General features: G+C 58.4%; 19 protein-coding genes. 10 read left to right on the top strand and 9 right to left on the bottom strand.

The window, feature by feature from the left end:
- Nucleotides 1-39: 39 nt before the first annotated feature.
- Together clpB and QZ862_RS09810 are read right to left on the bottom strand one after the other, a co-directional pair.
- Nucleotides 40-2,658, bottom strand: coding sequence for an ATP-dependent chaperone ClpB (gene clpB, locus QZ862_RS09805; protein WP_296099457.1), 2,619 nt, complete (start codon nt 2,656-2,658; stop codon nt 40-42).
- 301 nt (nt 2,659-2,959) lie between these two features.
- A complete protein-coding gene (locus QZ862_RS09810) occupies nt 2,960-3,319 on the bottom strand; it encodes a response regulator (protein ID WP_062427616.1) in 360 nt (119 codons plus the stop codon).
- 149 nt (nt 3,320-3,468) lie between these two features.
- On the opposite strand from QZ862_RS09810, the gene QZ862_RS09815 reads away from it, so the two are divergent.
- Together QZ862_RS09815 and QZ862_RS09820 are read left to right on the top strand one after the other, a co-directional pair.
- Nucleotides 3,469-3,933, top strand: coding sequence for a truncated hemoglobin (locus QZ862_RS09815; RefSeq protein ID WP_296099459.1), 465 nt, complete (start codon nt 3,469-3,471; stop codon nt 3,931-3,933).
- A gap of 145 nt (nt 3,934-4,078) precedes the next feature.
- Nucleotides 4,079-5,182, top strand: a complete 1,104-nt coding sequence (locus QZ862_RS09820) for a TRAP transporter substrate-binding protein (protein ID WP_296018054.1) — start codon at nt 4,079-4,081, stop codon at nt 5,180-5,182.
- A 122-nt stretch (nt 5,183-5,304) separates the two neighbouring features.
- Here the strand turns inward: QZ862_RS09820 and katG are convergent, their stop codons facing one another.
- A complete protein-coding gene (gene katG, locus QZ862_RS09825; RefSeq protein WP_296099462.1) occupies nt 5,305-7,488 on the bottom strand; it encodes a catalase/peroxidase HPI in 2,184 nt (727 codons plus the stop codon).
- 388 nt (nt 7,489-7,876) lie between these two features.
- On the opposite strand from katG, the gene QZ862_RS09830 reads away from it, so the two are divergent.
- From QZ862_RS09830 to QZ862_RS09855, 6 genes are all read left to right on the top strand, one after another.
- Entirely contained in the window at nt 7,877-8,662 is a 786-nt protein-coding gene (locus tag QZ862_RS09830; RefSeq protein ID WP_296099465.1) for an amino acid ABC transporter substrate-binding protein, read from the top strand.
- A 111-nt stretch (nt 8,663-8,773) separates the two neighbouring features.
- Nucleotides 8,774-9,454, top strand: a complete 681-nt coding sequence (locus QZ862_RS09835; protein WP_296018060.1) for an amino acid ABC transporter permease — start codon at nt 8,774-8,776, stop codon at nt 9,452-9,454.
- The gene (locus tag QZ862_RS09840; RefSeq protein WP_296018062.1) at nt 9,451-10,209 is read left to right on the top strand and encodes an amino acid ABC transporter ATP-binding protein; all 759 of its coding nucleotides are present in this window, start codon (nt 9,451-9,453) and stop codon (nt 10,207-10,209) included. The genes QZ862_RS09835 and QZ862_RS09840 overlap by 4 nt, the downstream gene beginning before the upstream one ends.
- Nucleotides 10,210-10,406: 197 nt before the next feature.
- Nucleotides 10,407-10,964, top strand: coding sequence for a TetR/AcrR family transcriptional regulator (locus QZ862_RS09845; protein ID WP_112953094.1), 558 nt, complete (start codon nt 10,407-10,409; stop codon nt 10,962-10,964).
- Between the two features lie 89 nt (nt 10,965-11,053).
- Nucleotides 11,054-12,187 (top strand): efflux RND transporter periplasmic adaptor subunit, encoded by a 1,134-nt coding sequence (locus tag QZ862_RS09850; RefSeq protein ID WP_296018141.1) that lies wholly within the window; start codon nt 11,054-11,056, stop codon nt 12,185-12,187.
- A gap of 9 nt (nt 12,188-12,196) precedes the next feature.
- On the top strand, nt 12,197-15,352 hold the full coding sequence (locus QZ862_RS09855) for an efflux RND transporter permease subunit (protein WP_296099468.1): 3,156 nt from the start codon (nt 12,197-12,199) through the stop codon (nt 15,350-15,352).
- 78 nt (nt 15,353-15,430) lie between these two features.
- Here QZ862_RS09855 and QZ862_RS09860 read toward each other — a convergent pair whose 3' ends face one another.
- Nucleotides 15,431-15,964, bottom strand: coding sequence for a gamma-glutamylcyclotransferase (locus QZ862_RS09860; RefSeq protein ID WP_112953097.1), 534 nt, complete (start codon nt 15,962-15,964; stop codon nt 15,431-15,433).
- A 48-nt stretch (nt 15,965-16,012) separates the two neighbouring features.
- On the opposite strand from QZ862_RS09860, the gene QZ862_RS09865 reads away from it, so the two are divergent.
- Nucleotides 16,013-17,014: a DUF2125 domain-containing protein gene (locus QZ862_RS09865; protein WP_296099470.1), complete on the top strand. Its 1,002-nt coding sequence runs from the start codon at nt 16,013-16,015 to the stop codon at nt 17,012-17,014.
- An 88-nt stretch (nt 17,015-17,102) separates the two neighbouring features.
- The gene (locus QZ862_RS09870) at nt 17,103-18,407 is read left to right on the top strand and encodes a hypothetical protein (protein WP_296099472.1); all 1,305 of its coding nucleotides are present in this window, start codon (nt 17,103-17,105) and stop codon (nt 18,405-18,407) included.
- Nucleotides 18,408-18,429: 22 nt separating this feature from the next.
- On the opposite strand, the gene QZ862_RS09875 is transcribed toward QZ862_RS09870, so the two are convergent.
- From QZ862_RS09875 to hisC, 5 genes are all read right to left on the bottom strand, one after another.
- Nucleotides 18,430-19,011, bottom strand: a complete 582-nt coding sequence (locus QZ862_RS09875) for a hypothetical protein (protein WP_296080135.1) — start codon at nt 19,009-19,011, stop codon at nt 18,430-18,432.
- Nucleotides 18,998-19,561 (bottom strand): hypothetical protein, encoded by a 564-nt coding sequence (locus tag QZ862_RS09880; RefSeq protein WP_296099474.1) that lies wholly within the window; start codon nt 19,559-19,561, stop codon nt 18,998-19,000. Before QZ862_RS09880 ends, QZ862_RS09875 begins: the two co-directional genes overlap by 14 nt.
- Complete coding sequence (locus QZ862_RS09885; protein WP_296018078.1) at nt 19,558-20,154, bottom strand: hypothetical protein; 597 nt, start codon at nt 20,152-20,154, stop codon at nt 19,558-19,560. The genes QZ862_RS09880 and QZ862_RS09885 overlap by 4 nt, the downstream gene beginning before the upstream one ends.
- Nucleotides 20,155-20,266: 112 nt before the next feature.
- Nucleotides 20,267-21,196, bottom strand: a complete 930-nt coding sequence (locus QZ862_RS09890; protein ID WP_296099886.1) for a prephenate/arogenate dehydrogenase family protein — start codon at nt 21,194-21,196, stop codon at nt 20,267-20,269.
- Nucleotides 21,196-22,302: a histidinol-phosphate transaminase gene (hisC, locus tag QZ862_RS09895; RefSeq protein ID WP_296099477.1), complete on the bottom strand. Its 1,107-nt coding sequence runs from the start codon at nt 22,300-22,302 to the stop codon at nt 21,196-21,198. Before hisC ends, QZ862_RS09890 begins: the two co-directional genes overlap by 1 nt.
- Between the last annotated feature and the right edge of the window lie 15 nt (nt 22,303-22,317).

A 22,317-nucleotide genomic window follows, 5' to 3' on the forward strand; every position in this document is an offset into this window, starting at 1 on the left:
TGAAACGAAAAAGGGCTCCCGAAGGAGCCCTTAATCATATCAGGCGGCGTCTGCCACGCCATCATGCGCCGAATTTGGCCTGACCTTGAACAGCAGCCTGTCGGTACCGGAGGTCACCTTGACGGTCGAACCATCGGGAACCTCGCCACCGAGGATCATTTCGGCCAGCCTGTCCTGAACGGACTTCTGAATGACGCGCTTCAACGGGCGCGCACCATAGGCGGGATCATAACCCTTGTTGGCGAGCCAGATCCGTGCATCCTCGTCCAGATCGAGCGTGATCTTGCGATCGCTCAGCAACGATACGAGGCGGCGAAGCTGGATATCGACAATCGCACCCATTTCATCGCGATGCAGGCGATGGAAGAGAATGATATCGTCGATACGGTTCAGGAACTCGGGGCGGAAATGACCGCGCACGCGTTCCATCACCATTTCGCGGACAGAGTCGACCGTGTCGCTGTCACCCATCTGTGTCAGGAACTCAGAACCGAGGTTCGAGGTCATGATGATGATGGTGTTCTTGAAATCGACCGTGCGGCCCTGACCATCGGTCAAGCGACCGTCATCCAGCACCTGCAAGAGCACGTTGAAGACGTCCGGATGCGCCTTCTCAATTTCGTCGAACAGAACGACCTGGTACGGACGGCGGCGAACCGCTTCCGTCAATGCGCCACCCTCTTCATAGCCGACGTAGCCGGGAGGCGCACCGATCAGCCGGGCAACGGAGTGCTTCTCCATATATTCCGACATGTCGAGGCGAACCATCGCGGTTTCGTCATCGAAAAGGAAACGTGCCAAAGCCTTCGTCAGCTCCGTCTTACCCACACCCGTTGGGCCGAGGAAGATGAAGGAGCCGATGGGACGGTTCGGGTCCTGTAGGCCGGCACGCGCACGGCGCACTGCCTTCGATACAGCCTGAACCGCTTCACCCTGGCCGACCACGGACTTGCCGAGCTCGTCTTCCATGCGCAGAAGCTTTTCACGCTGACCTTCCAGCATCTTATCGACTGGAATGCCGGTCCATCGAGAGACGACGTGAGCGATATTGTCCGCGGTCACCACTTCCTGCACCATGGAAGCTGCACCGCTGCCATCGCGCTCTTCCGCCGCAGCCAGTTCCTTTTCCAATCCCGGAATGATGCCATAGGTCAACTCACCTGCACGCTGGAACTGACCGTTGCGCTGGGCAATCGCCAATTCGTTGCGAGCTTCGTCAAGTTGCTTCTTCAGATCCGCTGCGTGGCCGAGTTTCTGTTTCTCAGCCTGCCAACGGGCCGTCAGGGCATCGGCCTTCTCTTCAGTGTCGGTCAACTCATCTTCGAGCTTCTTCAGCCGATCAGCCGAGGACGCATCCGTCTCCTGCTTCAAGGCTTCGCGCTCGATCTTGAGCTGGATGATACGACGATCCAGTTCGTCCAGTTCCTCCGGCTTGGAATCAACCTGCATGCGAAGACGCGATGCGGCTTCGTCCATCAAGTCGATTGCCTTGTCTGGCAGGAAGCGATCGGTGATATAGCGGTTGGAAAGCTGAGCCGCCGCCACCAGAGCCGAATCCGAGATGCGGACCTTATGGTGCTGCTCATATTTTTCCTTCAGACCGCGCAGAATCGAGATCGTGTCCTCGACCGTCGGTTCATCGACGATGACAGGCTGAAAGCGCCGGGCAAGGGCCGGATCCTTCTCCACATGCTTGCGATACTCATCCAGCGTGGTTGCGCCGACGCAGTGCAGTTCGCCGCGGGCAAGGGCTGGCTTTAGAAGGTTCGACGCATCCATCGCGCCATCCGCCTTTCCTGCTCCGACCAGCGTGTGCATTTCGTCGATGAAGAGAATAATGCCGCCGGCTTCGGCCTGAACCTCGTTCAGGACAGCCTTCAGACGCTCTTCGAATTCGCCGCGATATTTTGCACCGGCAATCAGCGCGCCCATGTCGAGCGCCATCAGCTTTTTGTCTTTCAGGCTTTCCGGCACGTCACCATTGATGATGCGTAGCGCCAAGCCCTCGGCAATCGCCGTTTTACCGACGCCCGGCTCACCAATCAGAACGGGATTGTTCTTCGTACGGCGCGACAAGACCTGGATCGTGCGTCGAATTTCGTCATCGCGACCAATGACCGGGTCGAGCCTGCCTTCGCGTGCTTCCTCCGTCAGGTCGCGAGCGAATTTCTTCAGCGCGTCGAAGCCCTGTTCGGCATTGGCACTATCTGCCGTTCTACCCTTGCGGATATCGTTGATGACCTGATTTAGCGCCTGCGCCGTGACACCAGCCTTCTTCAACGAAGCGGATGTCGACGCAGAGGTTTCAATGGCGAGAGCCTGAAGCAAGCGCTCGACAGTCACGAAGCTGTCGCCTGCCTTCTTGGACAGATCTTCTGCGGTTGCAAACACCTTTGCGAGCGGCGCCGTCAGCGAAAGACCGCCATCACCGCCAGAAACCTTGGGGAGTTTTGCAAGTGCGGCATCATTGGCAAGCCGTGCTTCCTTGGCGTTACCGCCCGCACGTTCGATCAGCGAGGACGCCATGCCCTGGTCGTCGTCGAGCAGCGCTTTCAGGACATGTTCGGCAGCAAACTGCTGATGATTCTGCGCCAGCGCATAGGTCTGGGCGGATTGAAGAAATCCGCGCACGCGCTCTGAGTATTTTTCAATGTTCATATCGTAACCTCCTTTGCCGGCCTGCCCGCTTTCGGCACAGATCGGAACGTTGGGATTGGAGCCCCCGTAAGCGGCAGACCGCTTTTTCGACATCGTACATTTTGCATTTGCAGATGCCGTCAAGCCTCGGCGAACAGTATCGCCTCTGCTTGATTGACAAGGATATGGTGGGTGTTTTCATGCCTTTAAAGAGCGTGCGGCAACTGCGCATGCAAAAATCTGCGGCCTGTAAAAAGGCAAAGAGCGAGAACCGCAGAAGCGACAGGTTCAAGAACCCGTCGCGCGCAAAGTGGTTTATGTGTCAGGCTGCGAGAGCGCGGGCTACGGCAAGACGGATGTCCGGCAATGCGAAGGGTTTGGGAACCACATCAATGATCTTGGTGACGAGATCGTCAGCGCGTTCACGCTGTTCGGCGTAGCCAGTCATCAGCAGGATCTTGAGGTTGGGATATTGTGTAGAGGCGCGATGGGCCAGTTCGATACCGTCCATGACAGGCATACGGATATCGGACAGCAGAAGATCGAAATCCTGCTCGCTCAATTTTTCAAACCCTTGTTCGCCATCGGCGGCTTCATGGGTTTCATGTCCATCCAGGCGAAGCGCCCGGGCCACGAATGTACGCAGAGCGTCTTCGTCTTCGGTAATCAGAATTCTGGCCATCTTCCATTGCTCCTGGTATTCATTCCAGCGAGCCCAAACTCGGTCATTTCCCTTTGCAATAAGTAAATGACGGCGAGGCCACCGGTGGCATGGTTAACAACCCATGCCATATTTGCGTTCCACCCAATCCGAGGCAGAACCGTTAACTGATGAGTGAAGACCTGCAAGCAAGAGCCGCACACAGCATGGCAATGCAACAACGTGCGCGAGAGGACATGGCTCGCATGGGTATCGACGTCGCGTTAATCTCCCAGCTGGTCGAGACTTTCTATATGCGTGTCCGCGAGCATGAAGCGCTGGGATCGGTCTTCGACAATAAGCTTGCCGGTCGCTGGCCGGAGCACATGGAAAAGATGAAGAGCTTCTGGTCTTCCGTAGCCTTCAAGTCGGGCGCCTATGGTGGAAAACCGGTCCAGGCGCATGTGGGTGTCAGCGGCATGAGCGCCGATCTCTTTCCTCAATGGCTGACACTGTTTTCACAGACGCTGGATGAGATCGCACCTACGTCAGAAGCGCATTGTTGGTTCATGCAGACCGCTGAGCGCATCGCCAGAAGCCTGACCCTTTCCCTTTTCTACAACCCCGCCCTCGACGACCCCGCACGCAAATCCTGACGGATCGCTGATCTCAACCTGCGGTTACCCGAGGCTGGCCGAAATATCACCACTATTGTCTTGAAGGCTGCAATCGGACGTGGTTATTACATCGGCGGGAGGCGTACCAAGCGGTTCGCCGAAGCTTCAGTCAAGGCAATCAGTAATGGATCGCAGATCGTTTATCAGAAACGCAGGCGCCGCAGGCGCAGGCGTCACCGCAGCAGCACTCGCCGCACCCGCAATCGCGCAGGAAAACCCGCAGATCACATGGCGCATGACCTCTTCCTTTACCAAGGGGCTGGATATTCTCTTCGGCGCGGGGCAGCTGGTTGCTGACCATGTAAAGGAAGCTTCAGGCGGCAAGTTCGTCATCCAGCATTTCGCTGGCGGCGAGATCGTCCCGGCCCTCCAGGCAGCAGATGCAGTCAGCGCTGGTACGGTCGAGATGGCCCATACCTGCTCCTACTATTATGTTGGCAAGGATCCGACATTCGCGCTCGGCACCGCAATTCCATTCGGCCTCAATGCCCGCCAGACCAATGCCTGGTTCAATCAGGGCGGCGGCAATGACCTGCTGAACGCGTTTCTTGCCAAGCACAACATCTACTCCATCCTGCTCGGCAATACCGGCGCACAGATGGGTGGCTGGTTCCGCAAGGAAATCAACACCATCGATGACCTGAAAGGTCTGAAGATGCGCATCGCCGGTCTCGCCGGTCAGGTGATGCAGAAGGTGGGCGTTACACCACAGCAGATCGCCGGCGGTGATGTCTACGCAGCTCTTGAAAAAGGCACGATCGACGCAACCGAGTTCGTCGGCCCCTATGACGATCAAAAGCTCGGATTCTACAAGGTCGCAAAGTATTATTATTATCCGGCCTGGTGGGAGGGCGGCCCTGCGGTTCACGCCTTTATCAATCTGGAGAAGTTCAATGGCCTTCCGGAAAACTACAAACGCATTCTGAGAGACGCCTGCGCCGCCGGCAACGCCTATATGCTGGAGCGCTACGACACGCAAAACCCGAAGGCTCTCAAAGAGCTTGTGGCTCAAGGCGCAATCCTCCGTCCCTTCAGCCAGGAAATCCTTGATGTCTGCCACAAGGCAGCGGTTGAGACATATGCCGGTATCTCAGCGGTCAATGCAGACTTCAAGGCGATCTACGAAAGCCAGCAGGCCTTCAAGAAGGATGCCTATCTCTGGGCACAGATCGCTGAATATACCTATGACACCTACATGATGATCCAGCAGCGCAACGGTACGCTCTAAGCGTTATCTGGGCAGAACTGCGAAAGCCATCCGACGCGTGCGGATGGCTTTTTCCTTTTTCAGAACAAACGAAAAGGGGCGCGACTTTCATCGCGCCCCTTCATATGTCCTGTCTTCTGAATTCAGACGAGATCGAAGCGGTCGGCGTTCATCACCTTGTTCCAGGCGGCAACGAAGTCCTTGGTGAACTTCTGACCGGCATCGGCAGAGGCATAGACCTCGGCGAAGGCGCGCAGTTGCGAATGCGAACCGAAGATCAGATCGACGCGGGTACCCGTCCACTTGACCTCGTTGGTGTTCCGATCGCGGCCCTCGTAAATGCCCTTTTCTCCAGCGACCGGCGCCCACTGGGTGCTCATGTCGAGAAGGTTGACGAAGAAGTCGTTCGTGAGAACTTCGGGACGATCGGTGAAGACGCCATGTTCCGGCTTGCCGGCGTTGAGAACACGAAGGCCACCCAAGAGCGCCGTCATTTCAGGACCGGTCAGGGTCAACAGGTGCGCACGGTCGATCAGTGCTTCCTCCGCCTTCATGAACTGGTGGCGCTTCTCGTTGACGTAGTTGCGGAAGCCATCGATGCGTGGCTCGAGTGCGGCGAAGGAGGCAACATCGGTCTGCTCCTGCGAGGCATCGGCGCGGCCAGGCGTGAAAGGTACGGTTACATCCTGTCCGCCAGCCTTCGCGGCCTTCTCGATTCCGGCAGCACCTGCCAGCACGATGAGATCGGCAAGCGATATCTGCTTGCCGCCCGTCTGAGCCGCGTTGAAGTCACGCTGGACGCCTTCCAGAACAGACAGAACCTTTGCCAGCTGCTCAGGCTGGTTGGCCTCCCAGTTCTTCTGCGGCTCCAGGCGAATGCGTGCGCCATTGGCACCGCCACGCTTGTCCGAACCACGGAAGGACGAAGCAGACGCCCAGGCAGTGGAAACCAATTCCTGAACCGAAAGACCGGTCGCCAGAACTTTTGCTTTCAACTCGGCAATGTCCTGATCGTCGATCAGCGGATGGTCGACGGCTGGAACGACGTCCTGCCAGATCAGGTCTTCGGCGGGAACCTCCGGACCGAGGTAGCGAACCTTCGGACCCATGTCGCGATGGGTCAGCTTGAACCATGCGCGAGCGAAAGCATCGGCAAACTGTTCCGGATGCTCCAGGAAGCGACGCGAAATCTTTTCATATTCCGGGTCGAAACGCAGCGACAGATCCGTCGTCAGCATGGTTGGCAGCTTCTTCTTCGACGGATCGAACGCATCGGGAATAGACGGCTCTGCATTCTTCGCCACCCACTGCTTTGCACCAGCCGGGCTCGTGGTCAGTTCCCACTCGAAACCAAAGAGGTTTTCGAAGAAGAAGTTGCTCCATTGGGTCGGCGTCTGCGTCCAGGTCACTTCCGGTCCGCCGGTAATGGCATCCTTGCCGACGCCGGTGCCGAACTTGCTCTTCCAGCCGAGACCCTGGTCTTCAAGCGCGCCACCTTCCGGCTCTGCGCCGATCAGCGACGGGTCGCCGGCACCATGCGTCTTGCCGAAGGTGTGGCCGCCTGCAATGAGCGCCACCGTTTCTTCGTCGTTCATCGCCATGCGGGCAAAGGTCTCGCGGATATCGCGGGCTGCGGCAACCGGATCCGGATTGCCGTTCGGGCCTTCCGGGTTGACGTAGATGAGACCCATCTGCACCGCGCCGAGCGGTTCGGAGAGCTGGCGCTCGCCGCTATAGCGCTCATCGCCGAGCCATGTGCCTTCCGGACCCCAATAGAGCTCTTCCGGCTCCCAGACGTCTGCGCGACCGCCGGCGAAACCGAAGGTCTTGAAGCCCATGGATTCGAGCGCGACATTGCCCGTCAGGATCATCAGGTCGGCCCAGGAAATCTTGTTGCCGTATTTCTGCTTGATCGGCCACAGAAGGCGGCGCGCCTTGTCGAGGTTGGCATTGTCCGGCCAGCTGTTGAGCGGCGCAAAACGCTGCTGGCCCATGCCGGCACCGCCGCGACCATCGGTGATGCGGTAAGTACCTGCGCTGTGCCAGGCCATGCGCACGAAGAGACCGCCGTAATGACCGAAGTCGGCTGGCCACCAATCCTGCGAATCCGTCATCAGCGCATGAAGATCGCTCTTTACGGCATCAAGGTCGAGGGACTTGAACGCTTCCGCGTAGTCGAAGTCCTTGCCCATCGGGTCAGACAGGCTGGAATGCTGGTGAAGCTTCTGGATATCCAGCTGATCGGGCCACCAGTCACGATTGCCTCTTCCACGCGGGGAAGAGTGTGCGACGGGACATTTGCCCGCGCTGGCGTTGGGATTGTCCATGATGTTCTCCTGCTTTGCTAAATCAAATCATCAAATTCAATGAGGAGCGGTTGCGGAAATAATATGACCCGTCTTTCGTCGCGCTATCATCCCACCTTCCTGGATTGAGCCAGCGCGGCGCTCCTCGCGGTTCATGTCTTAGCCAATAGATGTGATAGTTTTAAGTTGGATTTACCGATTACGTCGATAGGAAATTGTTATCGAAACCGTCTGTAACTGCGACTGGGCGGTATTGTCTGCACAGGTCGCAACGAGATTAAAAAATGCAGCAAAAATATTCTCCGACGCCGCATCTTTTTGAATGTTTCTGCCGTTTAATGCGTCACGCTTTATGGGATGAGACATCAACCGGAGCGATGTTATCCGGAACACAGGGAAAGGAATACCAATGGGCTTGTTCAAAACAATCGTGACGACGGCCGTAACCACGGTTGCGCTGCACGCCATAATGATCTCTCCTTCTGCAGCAGGAGAGAACCTCGATCAGATCAAGTCCTCCGGCGTCATCAAGATCGGCACCGAAGGTACCTATGCTCCCTTCACATTCCACGACGCCAGCGGCAAGCTTGTCGGTTTCGATGTCGAGGTTGGCCAGGCCGTTGCCGAGAAGCTTGGGGTGAAGCCGGAATTCATCGAGGGCAAGTGGGATGGCCTGATCGCTGGCCTTGATTCCAAGCGCTATGACGCCGTCATCAACCAGGTTGGCATTACAGAAGCGCGCAAGCAGAAATACGCCTTCTCCGAGCCTTACATTGCTTCGAAAGCCGTGCTGATCGTCAGCGACAAGAACACCGACATCAAGGGCTTCGCTGACCTAAAGGGCAAGAAGTCGGCACAGTCCCTGACGAGTAACTTCGGCAAGCTTGCCACCGAAGCGGGGGCTGACCTCGTCGGCACGGATGGCTTCGACCAGTCCATCCAGCTGGTTCTGACCGGCCGCGCCGATGCGACCGTCAATGACAGCCTGTCCTTCCTGGATTTCAAGAAGAAGCAGCCGCAGGCCCCGGTGAAGATCGTGGCTGAAAAGCCGGATGCCGACTACTCGGGCATCATCGTCCGCAAGGGCGATGATGAACTGGTTGCCGCAATCAACAAGGCGCTCGCAGACATCAAGGCTGATGGCACCTACAAGAAGATTTCCGACACCTATTTCGGTCAGGACGTCTCCAAGTAAGCGCTTTCTAAATAGCGGACGCGCCGCATCTGCTATATTCTGCTGACATTGATCATTCACAGACGAAGTCCGGCCAGCGCCGGGCTTCCTTTTTGTTTTGAGGGTTTCTTCGTGCCGCACTGGCTGCAATTGATGATGGATTCACTTCCCACGCTTCTGTGGGCCGGGGTGAAGTTCACGATACCGCTGACCCTGCTATCCTTTGTCCTCGGCCTGGCACTTGGGCTTGCAACCGCGGTTGCGCGGCTGTTCGGGCCGACACCGATTGCTCTGCTCGCCCGCTTTTATGTCTGGGTGATCCGAGGCACGCCGCTTCTCGTGCAGCTTTTCGTTATCTTCTACGGTCTGCCGAGCATCGGCATTCTTCTCGATGCATTTCCCGCAGCGCTTATCGGCTTCACGCTGAATGTCGGCGCCTATACGTCCGAGATTATTCGTGCCGCTATTTCGTCCGTGCCGAAAGGACAGTGGGAAGCCGCCTTCTCCACCGGCATGAGCTGGCGCCAGGCCATGCAGCGCACGATCCTGCCGCAGGCTGGACGCGTTGCGGTTCCACCTCTGTCGAACACCTTTATCTCGCTGGTCAAGGATACCTCGCTTGCGGCAGCCATCACCGTGCCGGAACTGTTTCAATCCGCCCAGCGCATCGTCGCTACGACCTACGAGCCGTTGATCCTCTATATCGAAGCAGCCCTCATCTATCTTGCGCTGAGCTCCGTTCTGTCAGCTCTTCAGGCGCGACTTGAGACCCGCTTTGCACGATATGGCGGCATGATGGAGAGCAACCGATGATCGAACTTAACAACATCGAAAAGCGCTTCGGCGATGCGGTGATCCTCAAGGACATCTCACTCAGCTTTCCAGAGGGCAGCGTGACGGCCCTTGTCGGTCCTTCGGGTGGCGGCAAGAGCACGCTTTTGCGCTGCATCAACCTGCTTGAACTGCCAACCGAAGGCACGGTACGCATCGGCGCGGACAGTGTCTCCTTCCAGCAGGGTCGCAAGGTTGCCTGGCAGGACATCCAGAAGATCCGCCGCCAGACAGGCATGGTATTTCAGAACTTCCAGCTCTTCCCGCACAGAACCGCGATCGAGAATGTCATGGAAGGCCTGCTCGTCGTGCAGAAGTGGTCGATGGAAAAGGCCCGTGCGAGAGCGATGGAGCTTTTGACAAAGGTTGGCATGGCGCACAAGGCGGATGCCTGGCCTGCGAACCTTTCGGGTGGCCAACAGCAGCGCGTCGCCATTGCCCGCGCTCTCGCTCCCTCGCCGAAGGTCCTACTCTGCGACGAACCTACTTCAGCGCTCGATCCGGAATTGTCAGCCGAAGTGGTCGAGGTACTGGGACAATTGGCTCATGAAGGCACCACCATGGTCATGGCAACCCATGATCTTCGACTTGCCTCGACGATCGCTGGCCTCGTCGTGTTCCTGGAAGCCGGAAAGGTGGTTGAGACCGGCACCTCCGACGCCATTTTCCGCAGCCCGCAACAAGAAAGGACTCGTCGCTTCGTTTCCTCCATCAATGCGGCTCAAACACTCTCTTGATGCTCAACTCTGCGTGATAACAAGGCAAAGGCGAATTTACGGAAGCCGCGCATATTGAGCGCTTCCTCTCCATAAGCCATTATATTCTCAGCCACATTAGAATTGTATCTTCTTCCACATCTTCCGCTTGAGCGGGTATCAAAAACTGCTTGATTTTAAAAACGAACGTTCGTACTTAAATTTTCAAAGGACGTTTCATGGCTAGAACCCGTAAAATCAGCACCGACGATATTCTTGACGCCGCCGAGCGTGTTGTCATGCGGGACGGCGCGGCGGGCCTTTCTATCGACGCGGTGGCGCAGGAGGCCGGCGTCAGCAAGTCGCGCGTGGTCTATGACCACAAGTCCAAAAGTGCGCTTCTGGAAGCTCTGATTGATCGGCACATGTCTGCCGAGGAAACGCGCATCCGCGAAGCCGTCGGCTCGCACAGCGAGGCCCCCCACCCCGAGCTTTTTGGCCGGATCAGCCTTGCAGAAGAGGCCCCGGACGATATCGATCGAGCCGTGTGTCTTGCCATTTCCGCCGCGATGTCGAGCGAGGAAAATGTTCATGAGCGCATGCGGGGATGGACGAAGGCCGACCTTGAAGCCATGAAAGCCGGGCCGCGTCCGAAAGCGGCTCTTCTCGCCTACCTTGCCCTGACGGGTCTCTGTTGCATGGAACTGTTTGATTTCCACCGTTGGGAGACCAGCGAGAGACACAACATCCTCGACGGCATCAAAGACATCTACGCTTCCCTACCCGATAAAAAATGACGATCGCTCGATAGCGATGAAGACGAGGACTTTATAAAATGCTGAGCAGAAAAGCTTTGCCACGCCTTGCAAGCCTGTTCCTTGGCAGCATGATCATGCTGTCGGGACCGTCGCTGCACGCGCAGGAAGGCGGTATGCAGATGCCGCCGCCTGCGGTCGGCGTTCTTGAGTTGAAGACGCGCGCCGTGCCCGTGGTCAACGAGCTGCCGGGTCGGGTCGCCGCAACGCGTGTGGCGGAAGTGCGCGCCCGCGTTTCCGGTATTCTTCTGGAGCGCGTCTTCCAGCAGGGCACGCTGGTGCAGAAGGACGACGTTCTCTATCGCATCGATCCAAAGCTCTTCAAGGTTCGAGTGGAAAGTGCCCAGGCGGCGCTCCAGCGCGCCCAGGCAACGCAGGCCAATGCCCGCCAGCAGCTTGAACGCCAGAAGACGCTGCGCGAGCGCAATGTCGCGACCGGCATCGAGTACGACACCGCCGCTGTAAACCTGGCGCAGGCGGATGCCGATGTCGCACTTCAGCAGGCAGCACTCGATGAAGCCAAGATCAATCTAGACTATACCGAAGTTCGCGCACCCATCACCGGCATCATCGGTGCGGCACTTGTGACCGAAGGCGCGCTGGTAACGGCGGATGGAACCCAGAACCTTGCGCTCATCCAGCAGATCGATCCCATCTACGCCGACTTCACGCAGTCGGCGCAGGACATGCTGGCGCTGAAGCGCGCTGTCGAAGATGGCAAGCTCGCAAGCCCCGCACCGGATCAGGCCAGCGTGCGTCTCGTCTTCGATGACGGCACCGTCTATGCAGATGCCGGCCGCCTGCTCTTTGCCAGCGCCAGCGTCGATGCCACCACCGGTCAGGTGACGCTGCGTGCGGAATTCCCCAACGCCAAGCGCAACCTTCTGCCCGGCATGTATGTGCGCGTGCGCATCGAACAGGCCGTGCGCCAGGACGCCATCACAATTCCCCAGCGCGCCGTTCTTCGCAACGCCGAGGGCAAGCCCATGGTCTATATCGCCAAGGATGACGGCACTGCCGAAGCCCGCCCGATAGAGCTTGGGCAGGCTCTCGACACCGAGTGGGTTGTCGAGAAGGGCCTGTCAGCGGGTGAGAAGATCATCGTCGATGGCGTGCAGAAAGTTCAGCCGGGCGGCAAGATCGCTGCAGAACCCTGGCAGCAGCAACAGCCTGCCGAAGCCGCAGCGCAAGCGCCGAAGCAGTAAGGTCACCTCATGGCACAGCTATTCATCAGACGGCCGATCCTTGCCTGGGTCTTTGCGCTGTTCATCTCGATTGCCGGCATTATCGCCATCCCCTTCCTGCCGATCGCGCAGTATCCGAAGGTGGCGCCGCCGCAGCTGACGATCTCCACCAGCTATCCGGGCGCCTCGCCGCAGGAAATCTATCAAGGCGTGACCCGTCTCATTGAAGACGAGTTGAACGGTGTCGAAGGCCTGATGTACTTCGAATCGACGTCGGATACGTCGGGTCAGGTCTCGATCAACGCTACGTTCGAAGCCGGAACCAACATCAACCAGGCATCGGTCGATGTGCAGAACGCCATCCGCCGCGTAGAAGCCCGCCTTCCAAGAGCCGTCGCTTCCCAGGGCGTGACCGTTGAAGAAGCCTCATCCGGCTTCCTCATGTTCATTACGCTTACCTCCACCGATGGGACGATGGACGAGGTGGCGCTTGGCGATTATCTCAACCGCAACGTTCTGGGTGAACTGCGCCGTATCGATGGCGTCGGCCGTGCGCAGCTTTTCTCTGCCCAGCGCGCCATGCGCGTCTGGATCGACGCCGACAAACTCGTTGGTCTCAACCTGACGGCCGCCGATATCAATAACGCGATTACTGCACAAAACGCTCAGGTCGCCGCCGGCCAGATCGGCGCCGCCCCTAACCCCGTGTCCCAGGATCTGACGGCGACGGTTCTCGTCAAGGGTCAGCTGACAGACACGAAGGAATTCGGCAACATCGTTCTTCGCGCCAATCCGGATGGCAGTTCGGTCCGCTTGAAGGACGTCGCCCGCATCGAACTCGGTGCGGAGACCTACAACTTTTCGAGCCGTCTGAACGGCCAGCCAAGCGCTGCCGTCGGTATCCAGCTATCATCGACAGGCAACGCAGTCGCCACCTCGAAAGCGGTGACGGCCAAGCTTGAGGAGCTTTCCCGCTTTTTCCCGTCAGGCGTTGCCTATAGCGTTCCCTATGATACCAGCCCGTTCGTTTCGGCGTCGATCGAGAAGGTACTGCATACGCTGGTCGAAGCCATCATTCTCGTCTTCGTGGTGATGTTCGTCTTCCTCCAGAACTTCCGCTACACCGTCATCCCGACATTGGTTGTTCCGGTAGCGCTGCTCGGCACCTGTGCCATCATGTATGCGACAGGCTTCTCCATTAACGTGCTAACGATGTTTGCCATGGTACTTGCCATCGGCATTCTCGTCGACGACGCCATCGTCGTGGTCGAGAACGTCGAGCGCATCATGGCCGAAGAGGGCCTGTCTCCAAAAGCCGCCACACAGAAAGCCATGCGCCAGATCACCGGCGCCATTCTCGGTATTACGCTGGTTCTCGCCTGCGTCTTCATTCCGATGGCATTCTTCCCCGGATCGACGGGTATCATCTACCGCCAGTTCAGCTTGACCATGGTGGTGTCGATCCTGTTCTCCGCCTTCCTCGCCCTGTCGCTGACCCCAGCGCTTTGCGCCACTTTCCTGAAGCCTATCCCCAAGGGGCATCATGAAAAGCGCGGAATTGGCGGCTGGTTCAACCGCAAGTTCGACAGCCTGACGAATGGCTATACGAAGACAGCAACGGCCACTGCCAAGCGAGCAGGCCGGATGATGGTGATCTACCTGGCGCTGGTCGCCGGTCTCGGCTACCTCTTCATTAGCCTGCCAAGCGCCTTCGTCCCGGATGAGGATCAGGGCTTCCTGATCGTCGATATCCAGGGTCCGCCAGAGGCCAGCGCAAACCGTACGCTCGCCTCCATCAAGCAGATCGAGACCATCTTCAAGGCGGATCCTGCCGTGAAGGACATCGTCGCGATCCAGGGCTTCAGCTTCTCCGGTAACGGCGCAAACGCTGCCCTTGCCTTCGTGACATTGAAGGACTGGAGCGAGCGTGGTGCAGGCAATTCGGCGCAGGATATCGCCAACCGTGCCAACATGAAGCTCTTCGGCCTCAAGGATGCGACGACCTTTGCGCTTTCGCCTCCGCCCATTGAAGGCTTCGGCACGTCCGGCGGCTTCTCCTTCCGCCTGCAGGACCGAAACGGCATCGGCCAGGCGGCCCTTTCTGCCGCAGCTGCAGAACTGATGCAGAAGGCCGGCAAAAGCCCGATCCTCACCGGCATGCGTATTGAAGGTCTGCCGGATGCGGCCCAGGTGCTGCTGGTGATAGACCGCGAAAAGGCCAACACCTTCGGTGTCACATTTGCGGATATCAACAACACCATCACTGCCAATCTCGGTTCGTCCTACATCAACGACTTCCCCAATGCCGGTCGTATGCAGCGTGTCATCGTGCAGGCACAGGATCGCGACCGTCTTCAGGTGGAAGATTTGCTGAAGCTCAATGTCCGCAACGCAAGCGGCGGCATGGTGCCCCTGAGTTCCTTTGCAATCGCCCAGTGGCAAAAGGGTTCTCCGCAGGTGGTTGGCTATAACGGCTATCCGACGATCCGTATCGCCGGCGCTCCGGCGCCCGGCAATTCCACTGGCGCCGCCATCACCGAAATGGAACGCATCGCCTCGGAACTTCCGGCCGGTATCGGCTACGAATGGACGGGCCAGGCGCTTGAGGAGATCAAGTCGGGCTCGCAGGCACCATTCCTGTTTGGCCTCAGCATTCTCTTCGTCTTCCTGCTTCTTGCGGGTCTATACGAAAGCTGGTCCATTCCACTTTCGGTGATGCTGGTCGTGCCGCTCGGCATCATCGGCTCGGTGCTGGCCGTCATGGTTCGGGATATGCCGAACGACATCTACTTCAAGGTGGGTCTGATTGCCATCATCGGCCTGTCGGCAAAGAACGCGATCCTGATCGTCGAATTTGCCAAGGATTATTATGCGGAAGGCAAGTCACTGCTGGATTCGGCGGTACAGGCTGCACGCGTCCGCTTCCGCCCGATCATCATGACCTCGCTTGCATTCACGCTCGGCGTCGTACCGCTGGCGATCGCGACCGGCCCAAGTGCGGCAAGCCAGAACGCTATCGGCACCGGCGTTTTGGGCGGCATGATCTCGGCTACAATTCTTGCCGTCTTCTTCGTGCCCGCCTTCTTCGTCTTCGTCCTGACGCTGATGCGAACCAAGCGGCCTGTAGCGGAGCATGACGAACACCGCGAGGCACCGCCACCGGCGTCCGAAGCGCATTCGTCCTGACGAAGATTGAAACACAAACGCCGCGGATCGAAATATCCGCGGCGTTTTATTGTCCGATCGTGCAAATCTCGGTTGGAACTACGTCGCTTCGGCTCCATCCCCAACATGAGCAGCGATTTTTTCCAGAAGTGCATCGCGAATGCCGATGGCCTTCAGATGCTCCACCGTGTTGAAGACATAATCGGCATTGGGTCCGGAACTGCCTTCAGCCGTGCGGATGATCGAGGCGGCATCATCCACCTCCAGTCCACCGACATATTGCGGGTGGCAAGGGTCAGCCACATAAGTCAGTGCGTTGAGCCGCCGACCATCCTCAAGGCTCACCATGATCAAGCGCTCCTTGTAGACATTCGTCACCAGTTCTCGCTCTCGCAGGTAATCGAGCACGGGCTTGCGGCCCGACGCCTTGACCCGGAAAGCCACGCCAAGGCAGGAGCCGCCGCGCTCAAGACCCAGCACCAGACCCGGTCTTTCCTCCGTCCCGCGGTAATGGTTGGAGCGAATGCAGAGCGCTCGCCTGTAGCCGAACAACCGCGCCCTCTGACGCTCCTCAAACGGGAAGCCGGGGTTCCACATCAGCGAACCGTAGCCAAAGACCCAAAAATCGTCCATATCGCACGCCAAATCACTATTCGAAGCCGCTCAGCATTGGAGATCATCATGGCAACGTCAAGCCAATCCCGTACAGGCAGAAAATTCCTTTTTCTCGGGCTCGGCATCGTGCTTGTCATCGCCATCTACACGGCTGGCTGGTTTTATGCGGCCAAGCGGCTGGAAGAGACTGTGATCAAGGCCATCGCGCCGGGCGGCACCTCCAGCATTCAGGGCGAATGCACCGATATGGCCTTTCGCGGTTATCCCTTCCGCATCGGCCTCTTTTGCTCAAAAGTAAATGTCGAAGATAAAAAAACAGGTGTTACGACATCGTTCGGCGCTCTGCGCTCGGCGGCACAGGTCTACGCGCCGGGCCATATCGTCTGGGAGCTGGATTCGCCAGCTGAAATTCGCACACCGCATGGGCTGACCGTTTCGGCGCAATGGGCGGATTTACGATCAAGCCTAGTGACCAAGCTGAAGGGCATCGATCGCACCTCGCTGGTTATTGATGGGTTGAAGGCGCAGGCTGTCTCTTCCGTCACCAATCAGACCATCGACTTCGATGCAGCAAAGACCGAAGTCCATCTTCGCCAGAACGGTGCTGATCTCGACGGTGCCATAACATTGAACAACGCTGCGACAGTCTTTCAAGGCTGGCCGCAGATTCTGCCACGCCTTAACGCCATCGCTGACGTGACGCTTGCGGGCAAGGCCGGCATGATCGACGGCAGCGACACGACCGGGCTTTACGGCGCAAGCGGCGAGCTACGCCGTGTCATGCTCGATATTGGCGAAGGTCGCATCATGCGTATCAGCGGCCCGTTTGCCTTTGACGATCAGGGTTATCTGTCGGGCAAATTCAAGCTGGAAATCGAAAAGCTGGGCGACTGGGCCGACAATGCCAAGCAAGCCTTCCCGCAGCTTCAATCGACCATCGACACCGCCCGCAAGCTTCTCGGCGCACTGGCTGGCGGCGGCGACCGCACATCCGTCGATCTCGTGGTTGATCGCGGCCGCGCTACCGTCAGCGGCTTCATTCCACTCGGCAAAATTCCGCCGATCTGACAAACCAACAGAGCACGACCGGCTCCCGTCATACCGATTGATGGGCGCCGGTCAAAGTGTCCGGTTTGAAACACACGCTGATAGGCAGATGCAGCAATCTCTGGAGTCGATAAAGCCGTCTGAAACCAACCCGCTACGTGACTGCGCGGCGGCTCTGCATCTGACGCTCATGCTCTTTGCACGCTTCTGGCCGCAACTCATCGCGCTGTGGTTGATCGGCTTCTCGGGAGGCCTCGCGCTGACTGATCTCGCCGCTCTCGTTGGTCGATGGAATGCACTGGCGGGCCTGTCTCTGTTATCGCTGGTCGTCCTCTTAAAGTTGGTCATCATCGTCGCGCTGTTCGAGACAGTCCGGCGCGGCCTTCCAACGCTCCAAGCCGCATCCGCTCAGAATGATCTGGGAGCGACAGAGCCGGGCGTGGCGAGGAAGACGAACTTCGTCACCGCGCTGGCACTAACGCTCGTTCCCTTCTTCGCCTTCTATGCCGCCTGGGGTTTCCTCGCCGACACGCTACGAGATTATGCAAGGCTCTCCTTCGACCTCTTGCTGTCAGGCGAAACCGCAAAGCTGCTGGAGGTCACGGGTGGCGCCTGGCTCGTCGTTTCCGTCGCGATTGCCTGGGCCATCAGACGCTTTGCGAAATTCATGAGCAAGCGATCGAAGTCGCCCTTATGGCCGATAGTCATCGTTATCTGCGAAGCGAACTGGGCATTCATCGGTATCTTTGTCATTTCCACTTGGCAGGACGACATTCGCAACTGGTTCACGCATCTGCCGGACGTCATCTGCAACCTCTTTACGATGCTTGACCCAGTACCCGGCGCTATCGCGCAGGATCTCCCTGCGCCCGCTGAGTTTGCCGACACCTCATTCAGCCAACGTCTACAATCTGTCTTCCTCTATGCGCTCTATCCGGCTGTCTGGCTGACGATCGCAGCACTGATCTATGGCTACGATATCAATGGCGAACATCCGCTGCCGGCCCGCGGTCTTTCTGCCGCAATCTCCAGATGGCAAGCGCTACCGAAGTTTTTGCAGGACTTCGTCGCTCACTTCATCGCGGGCACGTTGAAGCGCTACCGAACCCTGACGGAAGGCGTTGGGCTGGCGCTCAGCTCCGGTTTCGCTTTGACCCTTTGTGCTATTCTCTCCTACCGCCTGCTCGATTTCGGCTCGGCATGGGCATGGTTCGGGATCTCACGATGGATCGGTCCGCAGGAAACGGCGCTCTGGCCAGTCATCGCACAAGGGATCTCCTTGCTTTTCGGCACGCCCAGCGATCCCGGAGAGGGACTGCTGGTCTCGCCTCTGAAGATCTGCCTGCTTGCCGCCACGCTCGAAATCGGCTTTGCGCGAGGCCGTGAATGGCGGGCACGCACGCTGGACGTTTAGGCCTGCTTTCGTCTGAGTTTTCCTATCGCGCACCAAGACGAAGCGGAATGGAAAGTGCGGCGGGGCGGGACGCGGCGAAACTGATGCGCGCCGAAAGCCGTCCTGCAACCGGCGCCGGTACAAGGAATTTCTCCTCAATCAAGGTGTTCTCGCCTTTCGAAAGCGGTGTCAGCGAGGCGATGCCGCAGCCATTGATCGGCGTTGCCTTCGGATCGAGTTCGCGACTGACATTGTTGGACAGTGTCACATCCAGCGGCAACCACCGGCGTCCTTCGCCATCGACCAGACTGATCTGACACTGGGACCAATCTTCCCCGATGTCTTTCACCGCCGTTGCGCTCAGCCGAAGGATGACCAGCCGTCGTTCCCCGGGAAGCCGAAGCGGCGTATCCTTGCCATCGCCCAGCAGACGCGCCGCCTCGACCTGCCACAGCGCTCCGGCGTAGATGCGATCGCCTGCGTTGCCGACGATCTCAATTTCACTACGGCGTTGATATTCCTGAAAGCTGCGCCAGGCGCTCAGCGAGAAAGCCAGCACCACCAGGGCAGGCAGGCTGATAAACGAAATCCACCACAATGTGCGTTCGCGATCAGCGCCCATCATTGCCGATCTCCAATGCCGCTTGGGAGACAATCTTGTCCGCATCAATAGCGATATCGAGCTGGTCGCTGAGTTGCGGGAAATATTGCCTGGCCAAGAGTAGCGACATTCGTGAGGTCTCCGCCTCCGGCAACTCGAAAACGAATATGCCAGACGTTGGCAAGCCAGGTTGGATGGTCTTGGTCGACAGGGCGCCCGGCACACCGTCCACCCGCGTAGACTGCCTGTATGAGCGGCCGGATGCGCCGACGATTGTCGCGGCCTGGAGGGGCAAGGTCTCGGCCGATGCAGCAGCGTCCACTGCGACGACAAGCCAGACACCCGAGGTGCTGCGCTCCACCTTCCGTCCGAAGCTCTCATAGGAGAGCACCTTGGCCTTGCGAACCTGCGAAACTTTACCGCTGAATGCGCGCCCGGATACCTCCTCCCTCGCATGTCCATCTGTGACGATCGGACCTGTCAGCATGGCGTATGACGGCGTCGTTTCCTTCAGCGCTATCAGGGCGCCCACCGAAAGTGCGACGAGAGCGGAGTAAAAGACCGCGCGGATCATGGTGCTTCCTCGACGGATGCGCCACCGGACAGGGGTAGAACGACTTTCGCGACGGGGCCTTTCGCAAACCAACCCGGTGCCGCATAGAGGTTATCGCGCGGACGAAAAGCCTCACCCTGAACCGAGAGGTCCAGTGAGGATGGCACCGGAGCATCTGCGGGAAGTTCCCACACGGCTGTAACCATCTCTGGCATCACCGGCTGCAAGTCGCCCAGCAGATCACGATCCCGATCGAGATAGAACGCCGGTCGCGGTGCATCCTTAATGTTGTCGAGCTTGATAAGGTCGCCATAGATGTTTGAGCTTTCTGCGGACAGGTTCTCAAGGCGCATTTCGACAGCAACTGCCTGTTTCCTGGGAGTGACCTTCAGCCCGTTCGGCGTGAGCGCGATGATACGAGCAGATTCCAGCGCCACTTGCCAACGCCCGGCATCGATAGTCTTTTTAGCTTCCACCACCGGGACAAGCTCGCTCTCGCGCCGCTCATACATGGAATAACCAAGCGACAGGCCGGCGGCAACAAGACCGCCCGCCCCTGCAATCAGTTTCCGCAGACGCCCTCTTCGAGCCTGTGTTTCAGTGTTCCCCACCATTGCCGATCAGCGATAGCCGCCCTTGTGAAGTCTACTCCAACATCCGCTGAAGACGCGAACCCAAAGTCTTCAACGCAATTCCGGCCCAAGAATGACGCCGGAAATGCAGATCCTATTTCTTCTGGTCTAGCGTATGACGGCCGAAGTCCGGCGCATCGACATCCTGACCTGCCTGAACGATGGAGCGGCGAATGTCGCGGGTGCGGGAAAAAAGCTCGAACAGCTTGTCGCCCTCGCCCCAGCGGATCGCGCGCTGCAGATAGGCAAGATCTTCCGAAAACCGCGCCAGCATTTCAAGGATCGCATCCTTGTTGTGCAGGCAGATATCGCGCCACATGGTGGGGTCCGACGCAGCCAATCGGGTAAAGTCGCGAAAGCCGGACGCCGAATATTTGATGACTTCCGATTCCGTTACCGTCGAAAGATCGTCCGCCGTGCCAACGATATTGTAGGCGATGATGTGGGGAAGATGCGAGACGATCGCCAGCACCTTGTCATGGTGCTCTGGGTCCATCTCATCGACCCGTGAGCCGAGCGCCAGCCAGAAGCCTTTCAGACGATCGAGAGCTGCAGCATCCGTACCCGGCAGCGGCGTGAAGATGCACCAGCGATCACGGAAGAGACCAGCAAAACCGGCATCCGGGCCGGATTTTTCCGTACCCGCCAGCGGGTGGCCGGGAATGAAGTGAACATGCTCAGGCATATGCGGCGCCATCTGGGCAATCACGGATGCCTTCGTGGAGCCGACATCGGTCACGATCGCGCCTGCCTTCAAATGCGGTGCGATCTGCTTTGCCACCTCTTCGGAGGCACCGACGGGAACCGAGACGATAATGAGATCGGCGTCGCTCACCGCATCGGCGACCGAGACGGTGTAGGAGGTGCCGAGTTTCAGTTCCTCGGCACGCTTCAGCGTTTCTTCCCGGCGTGTGGAGACGACGACCTCGCGCGCAAGTCCAAGTTCCTTGATGTCGCGGGCAATCGACGAGCCGATGAGGCCAATGCCGATCAGCGCGATGCGTTCAAACAGAATGCCCTCCATCACGCCTGACCCATGAACTCTTTGAGCGCTGCGATGACGCCGAGATTCGCCTCTTCCGAGCCGACTGTCATGCGAAGAGCATTGGCAAAGCCATAACCACGCACGGCACGTAAGATATAGCCACGGCGGCTCAGGAATTCGTCGGCATCGGCTGCGCGCTTGCCGTCCTCATCCGGGAAATGAATGAGAACGAAGTTGGTAACCGACGGCGTGACCTTCAGGCCGAGTTCGGTGAAGACCGAGGTCAATCTGTCTAGCCACAGCAGGTTGTGCGCCACGGCCTGCTGCATGAAGGCCTGATCGCGAATGGCTGCAGCGCCAGCGGCAATGGCCGGCGCGTTCATGTTGAACGGACCACGCACACGATTCAGCGCATCGATGATGGCACCCGGGGCATACATCCAGCCGACGCGCAGCGCTGCCAGACCATAGACCTTGGAGAAAGTGCGGGTCATGACGACGTTGGCACTGCCGGAAACCAGCTCAAGGCCGGCTTCGTAATCATTCTTGCGCACATATTCGGCGTAAGCCGCGTCAAGAACCAGAATGACGTTCTTTGGCAGGGTGGCCTGGAGACGGCGGATTTCCGAGACGGGAACATAAGTGCCGGTCGGATTGCCAGGATTGGCGATGAACACCATCTTCGTGTTCGGTGTAACCGCATCGAGGATTGCGTCGACATTGACCGTGCAGTCGGTCTCTTTCACGGTGATTGGCTTGGCACCCGCACCCATGATCTGGATCTTGTAGACGAGAAAGCCATGCTCGGTGATGATAGCCTCGTCGCCCGCGCCGAGATAGACATGGCAGAGCAGGCCGAGCAGTTCATCAGAGCCATTGCCGCAGATAATGTTGGCCGGGTTCAGACCGTGCACATCGGCGATCGCCTGGCGCAGCGCCACCGCCTGACCGTCCGGGTAGATTTCCAGATTGGAGGCCGCCGCCTTGAACGCCTCGATGGCGTTGGGACTGGCGCCAAGCGGCGTTTCGTTGGAGGAGAGCTTATAGACCTTCGCAACACCATCCACATGCTCCTTACCCGGAACATAGGCGGCGATGTCCAGTATGCCTGGACGCGGAACAGGTTGGTTAAGCTCTGCACTCATTTCATCGACCTTCGA

Source organism: uncultured Agrobacterium sp. (assembly GCA_913777615.1).
In the GTDB taxonomy this organism is placed as follows: Bacteria; Pseudomonadota; Alphaproteobacteria; order Rhizobiales; family Rhizobiaceae; genus Agrobacterium.

Coding starts and splice junctions, on each gene's coding strand:
- QZ862_RS09890 (WP_296099886.1), bottom strand. CDS start 21,196: ATGGAGGGCATTCTGTTTGAACGCATCGCGCTGATCGGCATTGGCCTC.
- katG (WP_296099462.1), bottom strand. CDS start 7,488: ATGGACAATCCCAACGCCAGCGCGGGCAAATGTCCCGTCGCACACTCT.
- QZ862_RS09885 (WP_296018078.1), bottom strand. CDS start 20,154: ATGGTGGGGAACACTGAAACACAGGCTCGAAGAGGGCGTCTGCGGAAA.
- clpB (WP_296099457.1), bottom strand. CDS start 2,658: ATGAACATTGAAAAATACTCAGAGCGCGTGCGCGGATTTCTTCAATCC.
- QZ862_RS09870 (WP_296099472.1), top strand. CDS start 17,103: ATGCAGCAATCTCTGGAGTCGATAAAGCCGTCTGAAACCAACCCGCTA.
- QZ862_RS09845 (WP_112953094.1), top strand. CDS start 10,407: ATGGCTAGAACCCGTAAAATCAGCACCGACGATATTCTTGACGCCGCC.
- QZ862_RS09865 (WP_296099470.1), top strand. CDS start 16,013: ATGGCAACGTCAAGCCAATCCCGTACAGGCAGAAAATTCCTTTTTCTC.
- QZ862_RS09810 (WP_062427616.1), bottom strand. CDS start 3,319: ATGGCCAGAATTCTGATTACCGAAGACGAAGACGCTCTGCGTACATTC.
- QZ862_RS09830 (WP_296099465.1), top strand. CDS start 7,877: ATGGGCTTGTTCAAAACAATCGTGACGACGGCCGTAACCACGGTTGCG.
- hisC (WP_296099477.1), bottom strand. CDS start 22,302: ATGAGTGCAGAGCTTAACCAACCTGTTCCGCGTCCAGGCATACTGGAC.
- QZ862_RS09860 (WP_112953097.1), bottom strand. CDS start 15,964: ATGGACGATTTTTGGGTCTTTGGCTACGGTTCGCTGATGTGGAACCCC.
- QZ862_RS09820 (WP_296018054.1), top strand. CDS start 4,079: ATGGATCGCAGATCGTTTATCAGAAACGCAGGCGCCGCAGGCGCAGGC.
- QZ862_RS09815 (WP_296099459.1), top strand. CDS start 3,469: ATGAGTGAAGACCTGCAAGCAAGAGCCGCACACAGCATGGCAATGCAA.
- QZ862_RS09855 (WP_296099468.1), top strand. CDS start 12,197: ATGGCACAGCTATTCATCAGACGGCCGATCCTTGCCTGGGTCTTTGCG.
- QZ862_RS09850 (WP_296018141.1), top strand. CDS start 11,054: ATGATCATGCTGTCGGGACCGTCGCTGCACGCGCAGGAAGGCGGTATG.
- QZ862_RS09880 (WP_296099474.1), bottom strand. CDS start 19,561: ATGATCCGCGCGGTCTTTTACTCCGCTCTCGTCGCACTTTCGGTGGGC.
- QZ862_RS09840 (WP_296018062.1), top strand. CDS start 9,451: ATGATCGAACTTAACAACATCGAAAAGCGCTTCGGCGATGCGGTGATC.
- QZ862_RS09875 (WP_296080135.1), bottom strand. CDS start 19,011: ATGATGGGCGCTGATCGCGAACGCACATTGTGGTGGATTTCGTTTATC.